This window comes from Saprospiraceae bacterium (assembly GCA_026129545.1).
Lineage (GTDB): Bacteria > Bacteroidota > Bacteroidia > Chitinophagales > Saprospiraceae > M3007.
Map to the genome: position 1 here is coordinate 957,069 of JAHCHX010000001.1, position 14,978 is coordinate 972,046.

General features: G+C 51.6%; 12 protein-coding genes. 7 read left to right on the forward strand and 5 right to left on the reverse strand.

Annotated elements, in window-relative coordinates:
* Nucleotides 1-33 precede the first annotated feature (33 nt).
* Entirely contained in the window at nt 34-2,427 is a 2,394-nt protein-coding gene (locus tag KIS77_03390; GenBank protein MCW5921361.1) for a S8 family serine peptidase, read from the reverse strand.
* 446 nt (nt 2,428-2,873) lie between these two features.
* Between KIS77_03390 and KIS77_03395 the strand changes: the two genes are divergently transcribed.
* From KIS77_03395 to KIS77_03420, 6 genes are all read left to right on the forward strand, one after another.
* Nucleotides 2,874-3,437, forward strand: coding sequence for a sigma-70 family RNA polymerase sigma factor (locus tag KIS77_03395; GenBank protein MCW5921362.1), 564 nt, complete (start codon nt 2,874-2,876; stop codon nt 3,435-3,437).
* Between the two features lie 55 nt (nt 3,438-3,492).
* A complete protein-coding gene (locus KIS77_03400) occupies nt 3,493-4,281 on the forward strand; it encodes an anti-sigma factor (GenBank protein ID MCW5921363.1) in 789 nt (262 codons plus the stop codon).
* 51 nt (nt 4,282-4,332) lie between these two features.
* Nucleotides 4,333-5,640 carry a polysaccharide biosynthesis C-terminal domain-containing protein gene (locus KIS77_03405; GenBank protein ID MCW5921364.1) on the forward strand — a complete coding sequence of 436 codons (1,308 nt, stop codon included), beginning with the start codon at nt 4,333-4,335 and terminating at the stop codon, nt 5,638-5,640.
* 48 nt (nt 5,641-5,688) lie between these two features.
* Complete coding sequence (locus KIS77_03410; GenBank protein ID MCW5921365.1) at nt 5,689-7,113, forward strand: DUF1080 domain-containing protein; 1,425 nt, start codon at nt 5,689-5,691, stop codon at nt 7,111-7,113.
* A 73-nt stretch (nt 7,114-7,186) separates the two neighbouring features.
* The gene (locus tag KIS77_03415) at nt 7,187-8,518 is read left to right on the forward strand and encodes a Gfo/Idh/MocA family oxidoreductase (GenBank protein MCW5921366.1); all 1,332 of its coding nucleotides are present in this window, start codon (nt 7,187-7,189) and stop codon (nt 8,516-8,518) included.
* Nucleotides 8,519-8,610: 92 nt separating this feature from the next.
* The gene (locus KIS77_03420; protein MCW5921367.1) at nt 8,611-9,930 is read left to right on the forward strand and encodes an amidohydrolase family protein; all 1,320 of its coding nucleotides are present in this window, start codon (nt 8,611-8,613) and stop codon (nt 9,928-9,930) included.
* 115 nt (nt 9,931-10,045) lie between these two features.
* Here KIS77_03420 and KIS77_03425 read toward each other — a convergent pair whose 3' ends face one another.
* Both KIS77_03425 and KIS77_03430 read right to left on the reverse strand, forming a co-directional pair.
* On the reverse strand, nt 10,046-10,480 hold the full coding sequence (locus KIS77_03425) for a hypothetical protein (protein MCW5921368.1): 435 nt from the start codon (nt 10,478-10,480) through the stop codon (nt 10,046-10,048).
* A gap of 281 nt (nt 10,481-10,761) precedes the next feature.
* Nucleotides 10,762-12,186 (reverse strand): hypothetical protein, encoded by a 1,425-nt coding sequence (locus KIS77_03430; protein MCW5921369.1) that lies wholly within the window; start codon nt 12,184-12,186, stop codon nt 10,762-10,764.
* Nucleotides 12,187-12,201: 15 nt separating this feature from the next.
* Here KIS77_03430 and KIS77_03435 point away from each other — a divergent pair, with 15 nt between their 5' ends.
* Nucleotides 12,202-13,422: a T9SS type A sorting domain-containing protein gene (locus KIS77_03435; protein ID MCW5921370.1), complete on the forward strand. Its 1,221-nt coding sequence runs from the start codon at nt 12,202-12,204 to the stop codon at nt 13,420-13,422.
* Nucleotides 13,423-13,513: 91 nt separating this feature from the next.
* Here the strand turns inward: KIS77_03435 and KIS77_03440 are convergent, their stop codons facing one another.
* The gene (locus tag KIS77_03440) at nt 13,514-14,347 is read right to left on the reverse strand and encodes an AraC family transcriptional regulator (GenBank protein ID MCW5921371.1); all 834 of its coding nucleotides are present in this window, start codon (nt 14,345-14,347) and stop codon (nt 13,514-13,516) included.
* Between the two features lie 136 nt (nt 14,348-14,483).
* On the reverse strand, nt 14,484-14,909 hold the full coding sequence (locus KIS77_03445; protein MCW5921372.1) for a cupin domain-containing protein: 426 nt from the start codon (nt 14,907-14,909) through the stop codon (nt 14,484-14,486).
* Nucleotides 14,910-14,978: the final 69 nt, after the last annotated feature.

Genomic DNA, 14,978 nt, shown 5'->3' on the forward strand with positions numbered 1-14,978 from the left:
ACGGTCAGGCGGCGGCGGAGGGGGTGGTTTTGTTCAACGGGTTCCCATTATCATCTCTTGTTCCTTAAATACTGACAGCAACTGTTTTAAACTGAATCCTTGGCTCAGCACCCAAACCCAGTCGTTCAAATGTTCTTCTATGTCGCGTATCAATATCTCGCTGCCGTATCTTTTTATGATGCCAATGATTTTGTGGGCGCGTTCGACGAGGCTGATGCCCTCTATTTCGATGGGTAAAGGCTGTTCGGGTCGGAAGGCGGACTGCATGCCCAAGCGAATGAGTGCGGGGCCGCCATTTCTATGCCACACGGTGGCCACTCGCTTGTTGGTGTTGATAAGTGCCCGCACCTCTTGAAAATGGCGCTTCACGAGGTCCTGATAAAATCTCGCCTTGGGAATGGCGAAAAACTCGTCGCGCAAAGCCGTCAGGCTCGCCTGGTCTGCCGTCATCCGAACAACCACTGGTTCGGCCGGCGGTGGGGTAGGGGCGCGGAAAGGTGCGGGTGGATTCGGGACGGCATCCACGGCTGCTTTCACATCCAGCTTGCCCCAGCCCCAGTTGTTGTTGGGCAAAGGCGGCACTTTGTCGTCATTGTCGGGCACATCGGTACGCGCCGTGTTTTTGAGGCTGTCGAGGATTTGTGTCCAGTCGAGGTCGTTGTTTTTTTGAAACATGAGGGCCGCCGCGCCTGCCACATGTGGCGTGGCCATGCTGGTGCCATTCATGTTTGTGTAGTAATCTTGACAACAATCACAGCAGCATATCGTGTCCCAGATATCATCGCTGCGGTATTTGTCGGTCGCAACCGAAGTGACGGCCACTCCGGGAGCGGAAATGTGCGGGCGGATGTTTTGCGAGTCTGGGACGGTGGTGTCGAGTGCGGGGCCTCGACTGGAAAAGCCTGCCAGTTGGCCTTTCCTGCTGCCTTCGGTAGCATAGGCTCCGACCACGATGACGTTTTTTCCAGAGGCATCTGGGCTGATGGTAGAGCGCGAGGAGATATGAATCGTTGCGTCGTCAGCTGTTGGTGCGTTGAATTTTATTCCTGCCTCACACCACGCATGAATGTCCGTGTCGGCACTGGTGTTGTTGCGCAGTCGGAGCGTCCAGACCCCGCTTGTGTTTTTGCCGTTGGCAGGTGGCGACAAGGTGATTTGGATGACGCTCGTTTCGTTGTTGCCATTGTCGAGCACTAGACCGTTGGTGCCGTTGTAATCCAGATTGGTTCTTGTGTTGCCCGGTGTCACCCACTGCCAGTCGGCGGCATTGAAAGTCCGGCCGGGAGGCTTGAGTGCCGCGTCCAGATGGTTGCCGTTATATCGCACCTCGAGCGACAATGTGTCGGCGTTGTCAAGCGGTATTTTGAAAAAAATGTCGGCAGTGTCGTTGTCTGGCACATAGCCATACACATGGCGTTTTCTGTCACCATCGTTGCTGGCGGCCTGAATAATGGCCATTTTGTTGGCATACTGGCCCACGATGGTCTCCACCCTTTGCTCTTCGATGCCGGAGCCATCCCGCGCGCCCAAGTCGCTGCCGAGGCTCAGGTTGATGACGCATGGGCGACCGTTGGCGCGGTCGAGTATGTACCGAATGGCGTTCAGCTTGGAATTGCCTGAACCAGCCGGCGCGCTAGGGTCGCCATCCGTGAGGCCAATCAGCCGAACGATGATGAACTCGGCTTCTGGCGCCACACCAATATATGTATATGCACCACAACACGCATCGCTTTGGGAACCATCGCCACCTGCTATGCCCGCCACGTGTGAGCCATGCCCATCGGTATCTTTGTGCCGCACGACAGAATAAGGGTTGCTGTTATCGAGTGCTTTTTTGATGGTTGGGCGGTTGGGGTTGCCCGCGTCTTCTCTCACATATTCCACCCCATAATTGAGCGTCACGCTGCCACCGGGCGTGTTGACGGTGCCGGGCGAGCTTTCGTGGGGCGGGACGGGGGTAAGCGTCTGGTCCCATATACTCAATATGCGTGACGAGTTGTCTGCCTTTCGGAAAGATTTGTGGACGTAGTCAATGCCAGTGTCAACTACCCCGATAATCACGTCCTTGCCTGTGTTTCCACTCCACACGTCACCGCTGCGGCTCCAGAGTTGATTGGCTTTGATGTCGGGGATGCTTTTGTCAAGCGCCTTTCTCCAATGTGGCGAGGGCGAGATGCGCACTATGTTCGGATGTGCCGCCAATGCTTCCAATTGGCTCAGCGCAATCACCCCATCGGCGAAAAAGCCGTCTTGCGCGACCACCCTCAGGCCCATCGTTATCAACGGTTCGAGACTGTCCTTAAACTCAAACTGAATTTCCACCTCCTCCGGCATGGTGGGTGCCTTGGCAAAGGACTCTAAGTCGCCTTCTTGTTTTTGCGCCCTTCGCATGAGCAGCAATTGATACTCGGCAGGCAGTTTTTTCATCAGTAAAAAAAGGATGACAGTGGAATAAAAATCACGCGACAAAAATGTCGTGTGTTCCTTTCAACAACTTGAATAGGGCTTCTCGAGCGGCAAAAGGGGAGAGCGATAAGGGGGAAGGGAGTGATAGCGCAGAAAACGATTTCGCTACATCCGCCATGTGGAGGAATGAGAAAATCGGTCGGGGATTGTTTGTCATTGGAGAGCAGATTAAAGGAACGGTGAACAAATTTATTGGGCGCGACAAAAGTAAATGCTTCTCGCAAACACCCAAATTTCGCAGACGATTTTAACGCGCATTAGAGTGATATTTTTCAAAAAAAACTAAGAGGGGACTTGCGCTCGTAGAATTAAAAGTCAAATAACTCAAAACCGTTTGCCGGCATCGCAAAAACCACCACATTTGCTCCTCAAAACAGGTCGCCCGGAGCGAACTGTCGAAAAGTTGAATGCAAGACCGTCTCATACACCGCTTAAAAGAACAAGACCGCACGGCCGTTGGCGAGCTCTACGACGCTTATGGGGGCGCTTTGTTTGGCGTGGTGCTGCGTATCGTGCAGTCGAGGGAACTGGCGGAGCAGGTGTTGCAGGATACGTTTGTGAAAGCATGGCGCAACGGCGCGAGTTACGACCCCGCCAAAGGTCGTCTGTTCACTTGGTTGCTCAACATCGCTCGCAACACAGCCATAGATGCCACTCGCACGGCGCATTTCCAACACTACAAGAAAACCGACTCGCTCGACCACCTCGTACATAAACCCGGTGGCGAAACCATCAACCCCGAGCACGTCGGGGTGCGAGAGGTGGTGAGTCGCCTCGACGAAAAATACAAGTCGCTGATTGACTTGGTGTATTTCAAGGGTTACACTCAGGAGGAGGTGGCAGAAGAGACAGGCATACCGCTTGGCACGGTGAAAACCCGCTTGCGCTATGCCATTCAGGAACTTAGAAAACTTTTTGGCGAAAACGTCGCGGCAGTCGCTTTGCTGGCGGCTGTTATTTTGAATAAATGATTGCAACCGACGATACTGCCTCATCGAGGGGGTATTTGTTAGGATATATATGACAATGGACATCAAATCTTTCATCCAATCGGGTTTGCTTGAAGCGTATTTGCTTGGGCAATGCACACCCGAAGAGCGTGCGCTGGTGGAGCGTATGGTGGCCGAGCATGCCGAGGTGCGTGCCGAAATGGCCATCATCGAAATGGCGCTCGAAGGCTACGCGGCAGCCAATGCCGTGCCGCCTCCTGCATGGATGAAAGGCCGCATCCTCGAACGCATCGAGGCCGAAGCGCCTCCCACCGTCGAAAGGTCGCCAGCGCCCAGTCGCGTTTCGCTTCGCATCTTTCAGGCGCTGGCTTTGGGGCTTGTCTTGCTCGCTGGTTTTTTGTTTTTCCAACAAAAAAATCTGACTTCTGAAAAAACGGCGCTCGAAGGCCGCCTAGCCGAGCTGCAGCGACAAATAGATGACTGCGCCGAACGCGGGTTGCAAATGGAAAAACTTCAACAGGTCAACAACCTGCTCCGCGACCGCGGCACGCGCAACGTGCCGCTGGGCAACACCGAAAACCCATCGCTCGCCGGCCTCGCTTTTCTCAATGCCTCCCGATGCGAGGTCGCCATTGACCTAAATAGCCTGCCCGCTCCCGAACAGGGTAAGTATATGCAGTTTTGGTCCATCGTGGATGGCAAGCCCGTCAGCATGGGCATGGTGGATTTACAGGCTTCCGGCGGGTGGCAACTGATTGCGTGCCAACCCAACGCCGTAGCACTTGCCATTTCTTTGGAGGACAATCCGAATGGCAACCCAACTCCTACCCAAGTGCTGCTGGTGGGCGGCATCCCGGCAGGGTAGTTTTTGTCCTGACAAACAACTCTCGATGATTCCCGATATGTTTGCGCGGCAATGAGGCACCTCTTTTCCGGCAATATCGGCACCACGCGGGCACTCCAACTGTTTCAGTTGATGCGCCTCGCCTCGGTCATCCTGACGAGCATCCTGCTGGCCAAGAGTGGCCTCTCCACCGCCGAAATCGGCACTTATGAGATGTTGCTGTACATCGGCACAAGCATGACTTTTTTTTGGGTCAATGGCCTGTTGATGGGGATGTCGCCTGTGTACGCCTCTTTGGGCGATACCGACCGCAAAGCATTTGTTTTCAACAACTTTTTGGTGTTTTGCGGCATTGCTTTCGCCGTGTTTCTCCTTCTTTTTTTCGGGGAAAAAATGTTGACCCCGCTACTCACCGGACAGGCTGAGGTGCCATATTTTCGATTGTTTTCGCTCTACCTGCTCTTGCACTTGCCCACTTTGCCAGTCGAGTATATTTATCTGTTGAAAGAAAAGCCCCGTCATATTGTTGTCTGGGGAATGGCCACCTTCGGCCTGCATGTAGTGGCGCTCTATCTACCTGTGTGGTTAGGCTATGGCTTGCGCGGAGGCTTTATGGCGCTTATCTTGTTAAGTGTTTTGAAATTGCTTTGGACCCTGCGGCTGGTGCTCGTGTCGGGCAGTATGCAGTGGCGTAGCGACCTTGTGCGGCACTATTTGGGATTCTCCGCTCCGCTGACACTCAATGTGCTGGTGGGCAACTTCATCATCCTTTTCGATGCTTGGCTGGTGGGCTGGCACTTCAAGGATGAGACCACATTTGCTATATTTCGCTACGGCTCGCGCGAATTTCCATTGGCTACGGCACTTGCCTCCGCGCTGGCTACGTCGGCCATACCTCTCTTGGCCGACGATTTTTCGAGCGGGCTTGCTTTGCTCAAAAGCCAAGCGCGACAATTGATGCACTTAGTCTTTCCGCTTACGCTGGCGCTTTTGTTTCTATCTCAACCCTTGTTTCCGTGGGTGTTCAATCCCGATTTTGCGGCGAGCGCCCCACTGTTCAACATCTATTTGCTCATCACGGCCAGCCGCGTGTTGTTGCCCAATGCCATTGTGTTGGCAAAAGGAGACCCTCATCTCGTTTTGGGAGTTGGGTTTGTGGAGTTGCTCGTAAAAATTGCGCTTGGTTTGTTTTTCATTCAGCATTGGGGGTTGGTCGGTGTGGCATGGTCAGCGGTGCTGGCCTTCTGGGTGGAAAAGCTGGGTTTGATGTGGCTATTAAGGAAAAAATATGGGCTACATATCGAGCAATGGCTCGATATCCGTTGGTATTTGGTTTATGTGTCATTGCTGTGTGTGGCATATATGGCCACTATTTTGTGAGACACTGACAGGATTTCCGATATTTGCCAGACACACAAGCTTTCTTCCATGAAAAGACTGGCCCTTCTCCTCGCGCTCATCTGTTCACTCACAGGACTGGTTGCGCAGAACCCCGCTTGGCAATCTCTCTTCGACGGCAAAACGCTATCCGGCTGGAAACTACTCGGCGGCAAGGCTCGCTACGAAGTGAAAGACGGCGCTATCGTCGGCACGGCGGTGGCTGGCACACCAAATTCATTTTTGAGCACCGAAAAAACCTACGGCAATTTCATTTTTGAATGCGAAGTCAACGTGGATGAAGGCCTTAACTCCGGCATCCAGTTTCGCAGCTTGTCAACGCCCGACGTTGAAAATGGTCGCGTACATGGCTACCAAATGGAAATTGACGCGACCGACCGCGCGTTTTCCGGCGGCATCTACGACGAAGCCCGGCGCGGCTGGCTCTATGTGCCGGAACTCAACCCCACCGGCCAAACGGCATTTCGCCGCAACAACGCCTGGAACCTCTACCGCATAGAGGCCATCGGCCATTCGTTGCGCACCTTCATCAACGGCGTGGAGGTGGCGCACGTCATAGACGACATGACCACAGAAGGCTTTTTCAGTCTGCAAGTCCACAGCATCGGCAGCAAGGAAGAGGAGGGAAAACAAGTGCGCTGGCGCAACATCCGCATCCAAACTACCAGCCTGAAACCTTCGCCGCCGGGCAATATCCGCGTGGTCAATTTGCTCCCGAACGACCTTTCGGAAGCAGAAAAGTCATTGGGATTCAAACTCTTGTGGGACGGAAAAACAACCAATGGCTGGCGCGGGGCTTACAAAAACTCTTTCCCTTCGGTAGGTTGGGAAATCAAAGACGGCGAACTGCGGGTGGTCAAAAGCGCGGGCGTGGAATCGGCCAACGGCGGCGATATTCTCACGTTGGAACAATTCGGGGCCTTCGAGTTGGTGTTTGATTTTAATTACTCGGAAGGCGCGAATTCGGGCATCAAATACTTCGTGCGCGAACTGCTGCAATACACCCACGAGTTTCAGCCCGGCCAAACGATGACTGTCCCGGCAGAACACGCTCAAAAAGGCTCAGCCATCGGCCTCGAATTTCAAATCCTTGACGACGACCGTCACCCCGATGCCAAACTCGGCGCGGCAGGCAATCGCACCCTCGCCTCGCTCTACGACCTCATTCCCGCTGATAAAACAGGCCACCGCAGCCGCGCCGTGCGAAAACCCGGCGAGTGGAATCAAGGCCGCATCATTGTATATCCTGACAACCGTGTGGAGCATTATTTGAATGGCTTCAAGATGCTCGAATACCAACGGCTTTCTCCGTTATTCAATTCCCTTGTGGAGCGCAGCAAATTCGTCGTGTGGGGCAAGCAGTTTGCCTCCGCGCCGAAAGGCCCCATTTTGCTGCAGGACCATGGAGACGCGGTTCGGTTTCGGAGTATTAAGATTAGGGAATTGAAAAATTGAACACAGAGACACGGAGGCGCAGAGTTTTAAAATCTCCGTGTCTCTGTACCTCTGTGTTTTAAACACAAATAAAATGAAACGACGCACATTTATCAAAACCACCGCAACAGCGGGCATCGCCATGAGTTTTTCAGCCAAAAGTTACGCCCGCATCATCGGCTCCAACGACCGGGTGCGCGTGGGCGTGGTTGGTTTTTCCGACCGCTTCAAAAACGATTTGCTCCCGGCTTTCAACCGCCACAAGGGGGAACTGAACTTCGAAATCGTCGCTATGTCCGACATCTGGAAACTGCGCCGCGAGGAGGGTTTGGCTTTTTTGAAAGAAAAAGCAAATCCCGGCACGGTCGCGTTCCGCAACAACGAAGAGATGTACGCCGCCCGCGCCACCGACGCGGTCATCATCTCGACGGCTGATTTCCAACACGCGCTGCACACTATTGAGGCGTTGAAAGCAGGGCAGGACTGCTACACTGAAAAACCTTTGGCAGAAACAATGGCCGACAACCGGGCTGTTTTGAAAGCGGTCAGGGAGTCAGGCAAAATCGTGCAAATCGGCTCGCAGCGCCGCAGCGGACCGAATTATCACGCCGCTGCCGAGTTCATCCAGCAAGGAAAATTCGGCCCCATCGTCATGGTCGAACTGATGTGGAACGTCAATCAGCCCGGTCGCTGGCGCCGCCCCGCGCTCGTGGCGCAGTGCAAGGAGGAGGATTTGGACTGGAAACGCTACCTGCTCAACCGCCCTACCGAGGCCTTCGACCCGCGCAAGTATTTGGAATACAGGCTGTTTTGGCCGTACTCGTCGGGCATTCCGGGGCAATGGATGAGCCACCAGATTGACACGGTCCATTGGTTCAGCGGGCTTCCGCACCCGCGCTCCGCGGTGGCCAACGGCGGCATTTACCAGTGGAAAGACGGTCGCAGCAATCCCGACACGCTCACCATTGTGTTCGACTACGGCCCGCTCGACGACCCGACTTCGGGTTTTCAAGTGGTGTTCACTAGCCGATTCTCGAACTCCGCCGGCGACGTGAAAGAACTCTACTATTCCAATGGGGGCATGATAAATCTCGACACGAATGAAATCACCTCGACGGGCGGCCTCGTGGAATACCACGCCAAGGCGATGGGTATGAAACCCAATCTGCTGGAGCCGCAAAAACTCGAAGGATTCAAGGTGGAAACTTCGGCCAGCACAGGCGGCGACCCGCTCACCTCCGCCCACGTCCGCAACTGGCTCGATTGTGTGCGCAGCCGCCAGCAGCCCAATGCACCCATAGAGGCGGGCTACCAGCATTCTATAGCCAATATCATGGCTTTGGCAGCTTACCGCACAGGGCTGCGGGTGACGTTTGATGAGAAAAAACAAGAGGTGCTGGCGGGAGGGAAGGTTTTTAATTACTGAGAACTCTTTTGCCAATAATTGGTTGATGTTCTTTAAAATACACCCCGGCCGAAAGCCGCACGGTTCATCTTTCAAAACAAAACTTACAAACAATGAAACCAATTCTCTCCTTTCTGCTTGCACTATGTGCGTTTTGCGCCACCTCCCAAAAAACAACCCTTATCAACAATGTTCAGATTTTCAACGGTACGGACGAAAAACTCACTCTCGGGAATGTGTTGATACAAGGCGACACCATCGCCAAAATATCCACCGCGCCCATCCCGACCAACAGAAGCGCCAATGTGACCATCATAGATGGGAAAGGCAAATTTCTGATGCCGGGACTGATTGATGCCCACTGGCACGCCATGATGGCGGCTATGCCCAAAATGGAACTGATGACCGCCGATATTGGCTACATCTATTTGGTGGCGGGCAGGGAAGCCAATCAAACCCTGCTTCGCGGTTTTACCACTGTCCGCGATGTGGGTGGCCCCAGCTTTGCTTTGAAAACTGCCATTGATAGAGAAATCGTCACCGGCCCGCGCATCTATCCTTCGGGCGCCATGATTTCTCAGACGGGCGGTCACGGCGATTTTCGCATGCCTTGGGATGTGCCGGCAGCCAATTCCGCTCAGTTGAGCCGCGCCGAGATATACAACGTCGGCATCATAGCGGACGGCCCGTCGGCGGTGCTTCAGCGCGCACGCGAACAGCTGATGCTTGGTGCCTCGCAGCTGAAGCTGGCTGCTGGCGGCGGCGTATCTTCCAGTTACGACCCGATAGATGTGAGCCAATATACCGAAACCGAATTTCGCGCCGCCGTCGAAGCCGCTGAAAATTGGGGCACTTATGTCACCGTGCACGCCTACACACCTCGCTCCATGCAGATGGCTATTCGCAGTGGCGTGAAGTGCATAGAACATGGGCAATTGATGGACGAGGAGACCGCAAAAATGCTCGCCGAAAAGGGCGTGTGGCTCAGTATGCAGCCCTTCCTCGACAATGAGTTTGCCAATAAGCAACCCACGCCGGAGGGACAGGCCAAAAAACTATTGGTGAGCACTGGCACAGACAATGCCTACAAACTTGCCAAGAAATACAAAATCAAAACCGCTTGGGGTACCGATATGCTGTTCAATCCCGCCATGACACCCAAGCAGGGGGCTATCTTGGCAACCATGTCCCAGTGGTACACACCCTTCGAGGTGCTGAAAATGGCGACGGCCGACAATGCCGAATTGTTGACCCTGTCTGGCCCTCGAAACCCGTATCCCAAAAAGTTGGGCGTGCTGGAAGAAGGTGCCTATGCGGACATGATTTTGGTGGACGGCAACCCTCTCCAGAACCTCAACTTGGTCGCTGACCCCGAAAAGAACTTTGTCTTGATTATGAAAAACGGGGTGATATACAAAAACACCATTCGCTAGCCAGTAAGCGCCGTAGCGGTATTGGTTGCAAAATCAGGCATACCTAAAAGAAAAACGGGTGCCCGCAAACACGCGGGCACCCGTTCTTATCACCTATCTTATCCAAAAAAAGGGGTTAATTCGCCGTAATAAAGCAATCGGCATCAATGTGGATTAAACGACAACCTCCTTGCTGAAGCGCAATGGGAACTTGGTTGTTACCTGCGTCCAGCACAAATTGAGCACCGTTGGGGGCAGAGATGGAAATCGAGATGGGCGTGTTCAGCGAGAGGTTGATGTTGCCGCCCATTGCCACTTCCACGCCCATGAATGCTTGCAACCCGCCACAGGGCACACAAGCCTGCTGGTTGGTGTTGGTGCCGCAAATGACGAGAGGCGTGTTGGTCATGGGATTGCTGGTCAGGAGGCAGGTGGATGTGGTGCTGTTGCGTTCCTCGATACTCGTGACGGTGTCGACCGGAATCAGTTCATCTTGCCTGTCCGGCTTGCTGCAAAAAGTAAAAACAACCGCTAAGGCGAGGACACAATTGATGAAAATCAGTTTTTTCATGATGAAACAAGTTTAAAAGTGAAATAAGAAAGATTGACAGAAGAGATTTCATTCGCCAACGAATCAAAGCTCTGAAAGCAAAGGTGTGTCCTTTCCTTTGCGGCATAAAAGGACAGTTTGATCGCTTTGTACCAGAAAAAAGCGGGGGGGGCAACCGTGAAACTTCGCCAGAGTGAAACTTGGAAAACCGCTATTGGGGGTCAAAAAGGGACAGCGGCAGCCTTAAAAATTAGACAGAAACGAGCAGTTATTCTGAAAGAAGGCCTCGCGGGATGCTTAAATTACCCTACTTCCCTTGCCTTTTCCAACAGCCAAGCCCGCTCTGCCACGAGATGTTTGCGCTCGATTCGTTCCACCAACCGTGCCGAACGAGTTTTGTCTTTTATGGGCGACTGACTGAGCTGGTGCAGGAAGTTGACAAAATTGATGTGCATTGTTTTTTGGTCGGGCGCAATGGTTTTCGAGCCTGTTCGCTCGATGAATTTTCGGAAGGCATCAATCTTGTATGGCAGCAAATCCGATTTTAGTTCATAATAGTTTTTCAGTTCTAGTCGCCGCACTATATGGTGATAGTGAGAGGCAGAGGGTGCATCGGGCAAAAGAGATAAAGACTCTTCGAAGTTTCCTTCCGCGAAAAGACATTGAGCCATGTTAAGGTGATAGAAAAACTGCTCCTCGTCACCTCCGATAATTGAATGCTTATACTTCTCTGTAAATTCTTTTGCCCATGCATATTCTTTTGCTCGGGTGGCAATTTGTACTATGTTGAGATATACAAGAGGAGTCAATTCTCCATTGGTAAAAAAATAACCTCGTTGTAAGTTGTCTATATGGATATTGTGAAGAATGGGTATAAACTCTAAATGCCCACCGTTGATAAGTAATGTACAAATACTGCGCAAATAAGCATAGAATTGGGCTATTGTTTCAAAAGAAAGGTTGTCTGCTTTGCCGTGCAACAACTGCATAAATTCGAAGAACTCCTCGCTCGAAGGTAGATTCTGACGCAATATGCTATTGATGCTCTTCGAAATTTGAAGTAGTACACTTTCTTCTTCCCAGAATTTCACGGATATGTTTTCCCATTGCAAATCTGGCAGTTGAGGCGCTTTTTGTTGAAGTAGATAGCGATTAATCAGTTCGGTTCGGTAGTTATGGTAATAGAGTTCCAAACTATAAATTAGGTTTGGGATATTTAAATCGCCTTTTAATTGATTGAGAAAGCTTTCTCTTTGGTGTTCCTCTTCCGCAATCAGGAAGTTGGAATGATATCGTTCCAGTGAATCAAGGTTTTCAGTATTGGTTTGGTTTTTTAGTTTTGCCAACACCTGTGTGGAGCGTTCGGTCAACCCGCGCTCTCGCAACCAAGCAGCCCAGTCAACCTGTTGCCGTATTTCGTTGCTTTCTGAAAAATACCGGCTGTTCAGCGCGTACACCCGCAGGAGTTTATTTAGGGCGGCCATCAATTTTTCCAACTTGCCGGGAATTATGTTTGGGTCGGAAAAAACCTGATGATATACTTTTTCCTTGGTCAATAATTCCTCTGAAAAATCAGGCGCGGCATCCAAAATGACCTGATATAGACGCGCCAATTCGGGGACATTCCCTCCTTTGTTGAAATAAGGCGATGCCAAAAAGAGGACTACTTCTTGCCGTTCGATGGGATTTAATGCTTTGATGACTTCCAGTAGGTAGCTATTGGTCATAAATGACACGTCGGAATGAGCGGGCAAAAGTGTCCAATTTTTTTTGAATCCCCCACCTATAACTTCACGGTAGTTTCTCACGTCACTTTTAAATCCTTCTTTATGTGCAAAAAAAACATCCTATTGCTGCTTTTGGCTTTCTCGCCCTTTTTCGTTTTTGGTAATGGCTCTTCACCTTTAAGGAACTTTGGGGAGGCCGCTTTTAATCTTAACGACACTTGTGATTTGCCCGCTCCTACCAATTTCCAAGTGGTGGCAATCGGGGCCAATTGGGCGAGATTAACTTGGACTCCTCAGGCCTCAGTGTCGCATCGCGTAAGAACCTATAAAGCAGTTGGGAATATCTTAATTAGCGATACCGTGATGACAGCGGCTCAGATTCCAGACCTGACGTTGATAGGACTCGAATCAGGCACCGTGTATTTTTCTACTATCAACCCTATTTGCCCTGATGGTACCGATGGGAAATATCAATCTTTTTCGGGGCTTTGGGAAACCATTATTGCCGACCTAATAGTCGCTGGCATTCAAGAGTCGAGCAACAACCCCACATGTAATCTTGTAAATGTTGGGCAGTATTGTGAGTTTCCCATTGATGGCAGCAGAAGCATCTTTAAAGTCCGCTACATAAGTAGTGGCGCGGGCAGATTCTTCAACGTGAGAAAAGTGTTCAGTCCGAAAGAAAAATTAAGGGGTATTGTAGATTCGCCGACAGGGGTGTTTTATTTTAGGATTGACGGCCAAGTTCCTACGGCACAAGGTGTGGAGGGTGTCTCTTTTCAGGTTTTTGTAAATGGCAATAATAGCCCTATTGCAACCTTTGAATTGAGCGAACACAACCCTTTTGGTACTGGTACGATTGGCAGATTGACCTTGACACACATAGCCTCAGGCTATGAGATTGTGAGGTTGACATCACTTCCCAACGGGCTGTCTGGCCCACCATCATCAGGCGCTGCCGATAGGGGGGATGATGCGTCTGTTGTTCGACAATCGGCTACCGCCTCGCCCAACCCCTTCTCCGAATCGTTGCAGGTGACGATGGGGCGGGCTATCGAGGGAAAAGTGTGCCTGCGGCTCTATAGTCTTGAAGGTCAAATGGTGCGGGAGCAGCAATTTGATGCTGGTCAGGAACGCTTTGCGTTGTCCACTGCGGGGCTGTCGGCGGGTTTCTATCTGTTGCGCATTGAAGCGGATGGGAAATCGCAGACGCTGAAAGTCATAAAGTCAGAGTAAAACAAACCACTCGAAACGCATTTCTCAACACGGCTCCGAGCAATCGGGACCGTGTTTTTTTGTTTTTATGGGACTGCGAAGCCTCATGCTTTTATCCACTCTTTGCCAAGTGTGGGTTCACGATAAAGGCCTCTCGGTTTTTCACAAAATGCTTGGGTCGAATGCCCGTAAGTGTGTTGAAGTCACGAATGAAATGGGCTTGATCTGCGTAGCCGCATTCGTAAGACAGGTGGGTAAGTTTGAGTGAAGGGTTGTTTTCGAGCAAACGGTGTGCTTCGTTGAGGCGGGCTATGCGCATATAGAATTTTGGGCTGACCCCTACTTTCTGCTTAAACGAACGCTCCAGCTGCCGCGAACTGACATAAACCTGCTTTGCCAGTTCTTCTATGCGGATGAACCCTTTTGATTGTCGAATGATTTCTGCGGCTTTGTTGATGTAAGATTCTTCGTGGAAGTGTTGTCGCTCCAATTGCCACAAAAGATATTGCTCGGTTAATGCGAGCATTTCAGACAAACTTTCTGTGTGCCTCAGCTGCTCGCAGTAGATATGGAATGATTGGCCGAGGACGCTGCTCACGTCGTCGAAAGTGTCGCCGAACTCGGCAGCGGGAACCCCAAAGATGTCGCTGAAACTTTCCGGCTTGAATCGGATACCGAATACCCGCACATAATCGCTGAATTGCACTTGATATGGATGTGAATGCAGCCCGATGAGTGTGTAAGCGGGCGACGGATTCCAAAGGCTATTTTTGAACAGGTGGCAATGCAGGTCGGACAGATGCACCACCAGTTCCACATAGCCATTGGGCAACACTTTTTGTCGGAGCATCCCGTCGCCATTTATGTTGAATTCGCCTCTCCAAAAAAACTCCACGAAAGGCTGGAGTGGTTTGCAAGGGACGAACTCGTGCGTCTGGATATTCATTTTCAGTTTTTTTCCAATTTCACAAACCATCCAGACTTGCGGCGGGCCTTTGGGGTTGCACTACCTGAGCTTTTTCAAAAAAAAACAGCCTCTGGCGAACAACACCAGAGGCTAATCCAGACATGGGTTTTTGATATTACTGGGCAAATACTTGCGCCGTGCTCACCGTGTTTGTCCCAATAGGCAACCAATCTTGGTCGAAGGTAGCGACGATGTGGTTGGCGCCGCCAAAAAAGCCGAGGACTTTTGCCTTGGTGGCACCAATGTTGCGCAAATCGTGTGGCACCATCACTGGCACCAAGGCCATTTCTCCTTGGGTGAGTATGCCTTTCTCTTCACCGACTGAGGCTTCCACCGTGCCTTCCAAGATGAGCAGCAACTCTTCGGCGCTGTCGGTGTGTCTGCCGAGTTTTTTGCCGGGTTCCAGCTCGAAGTAGACCGTCGCGGTATGCTGGGTGCCATGAGCGCCCAACATCGGAAAGGTGGAGCGGCAGTGTTGTTGGTTGTCGGATTTTCCAGTGAACTCGGAGAGCTCCAATGCATTCAGATTGACTGTAGTCATAGCGTTATTGTGTTTTTTAGTTGAGAAATGAATGAAAAACGCTGCAAAGGAACGGGGGCTGAAAGGGCA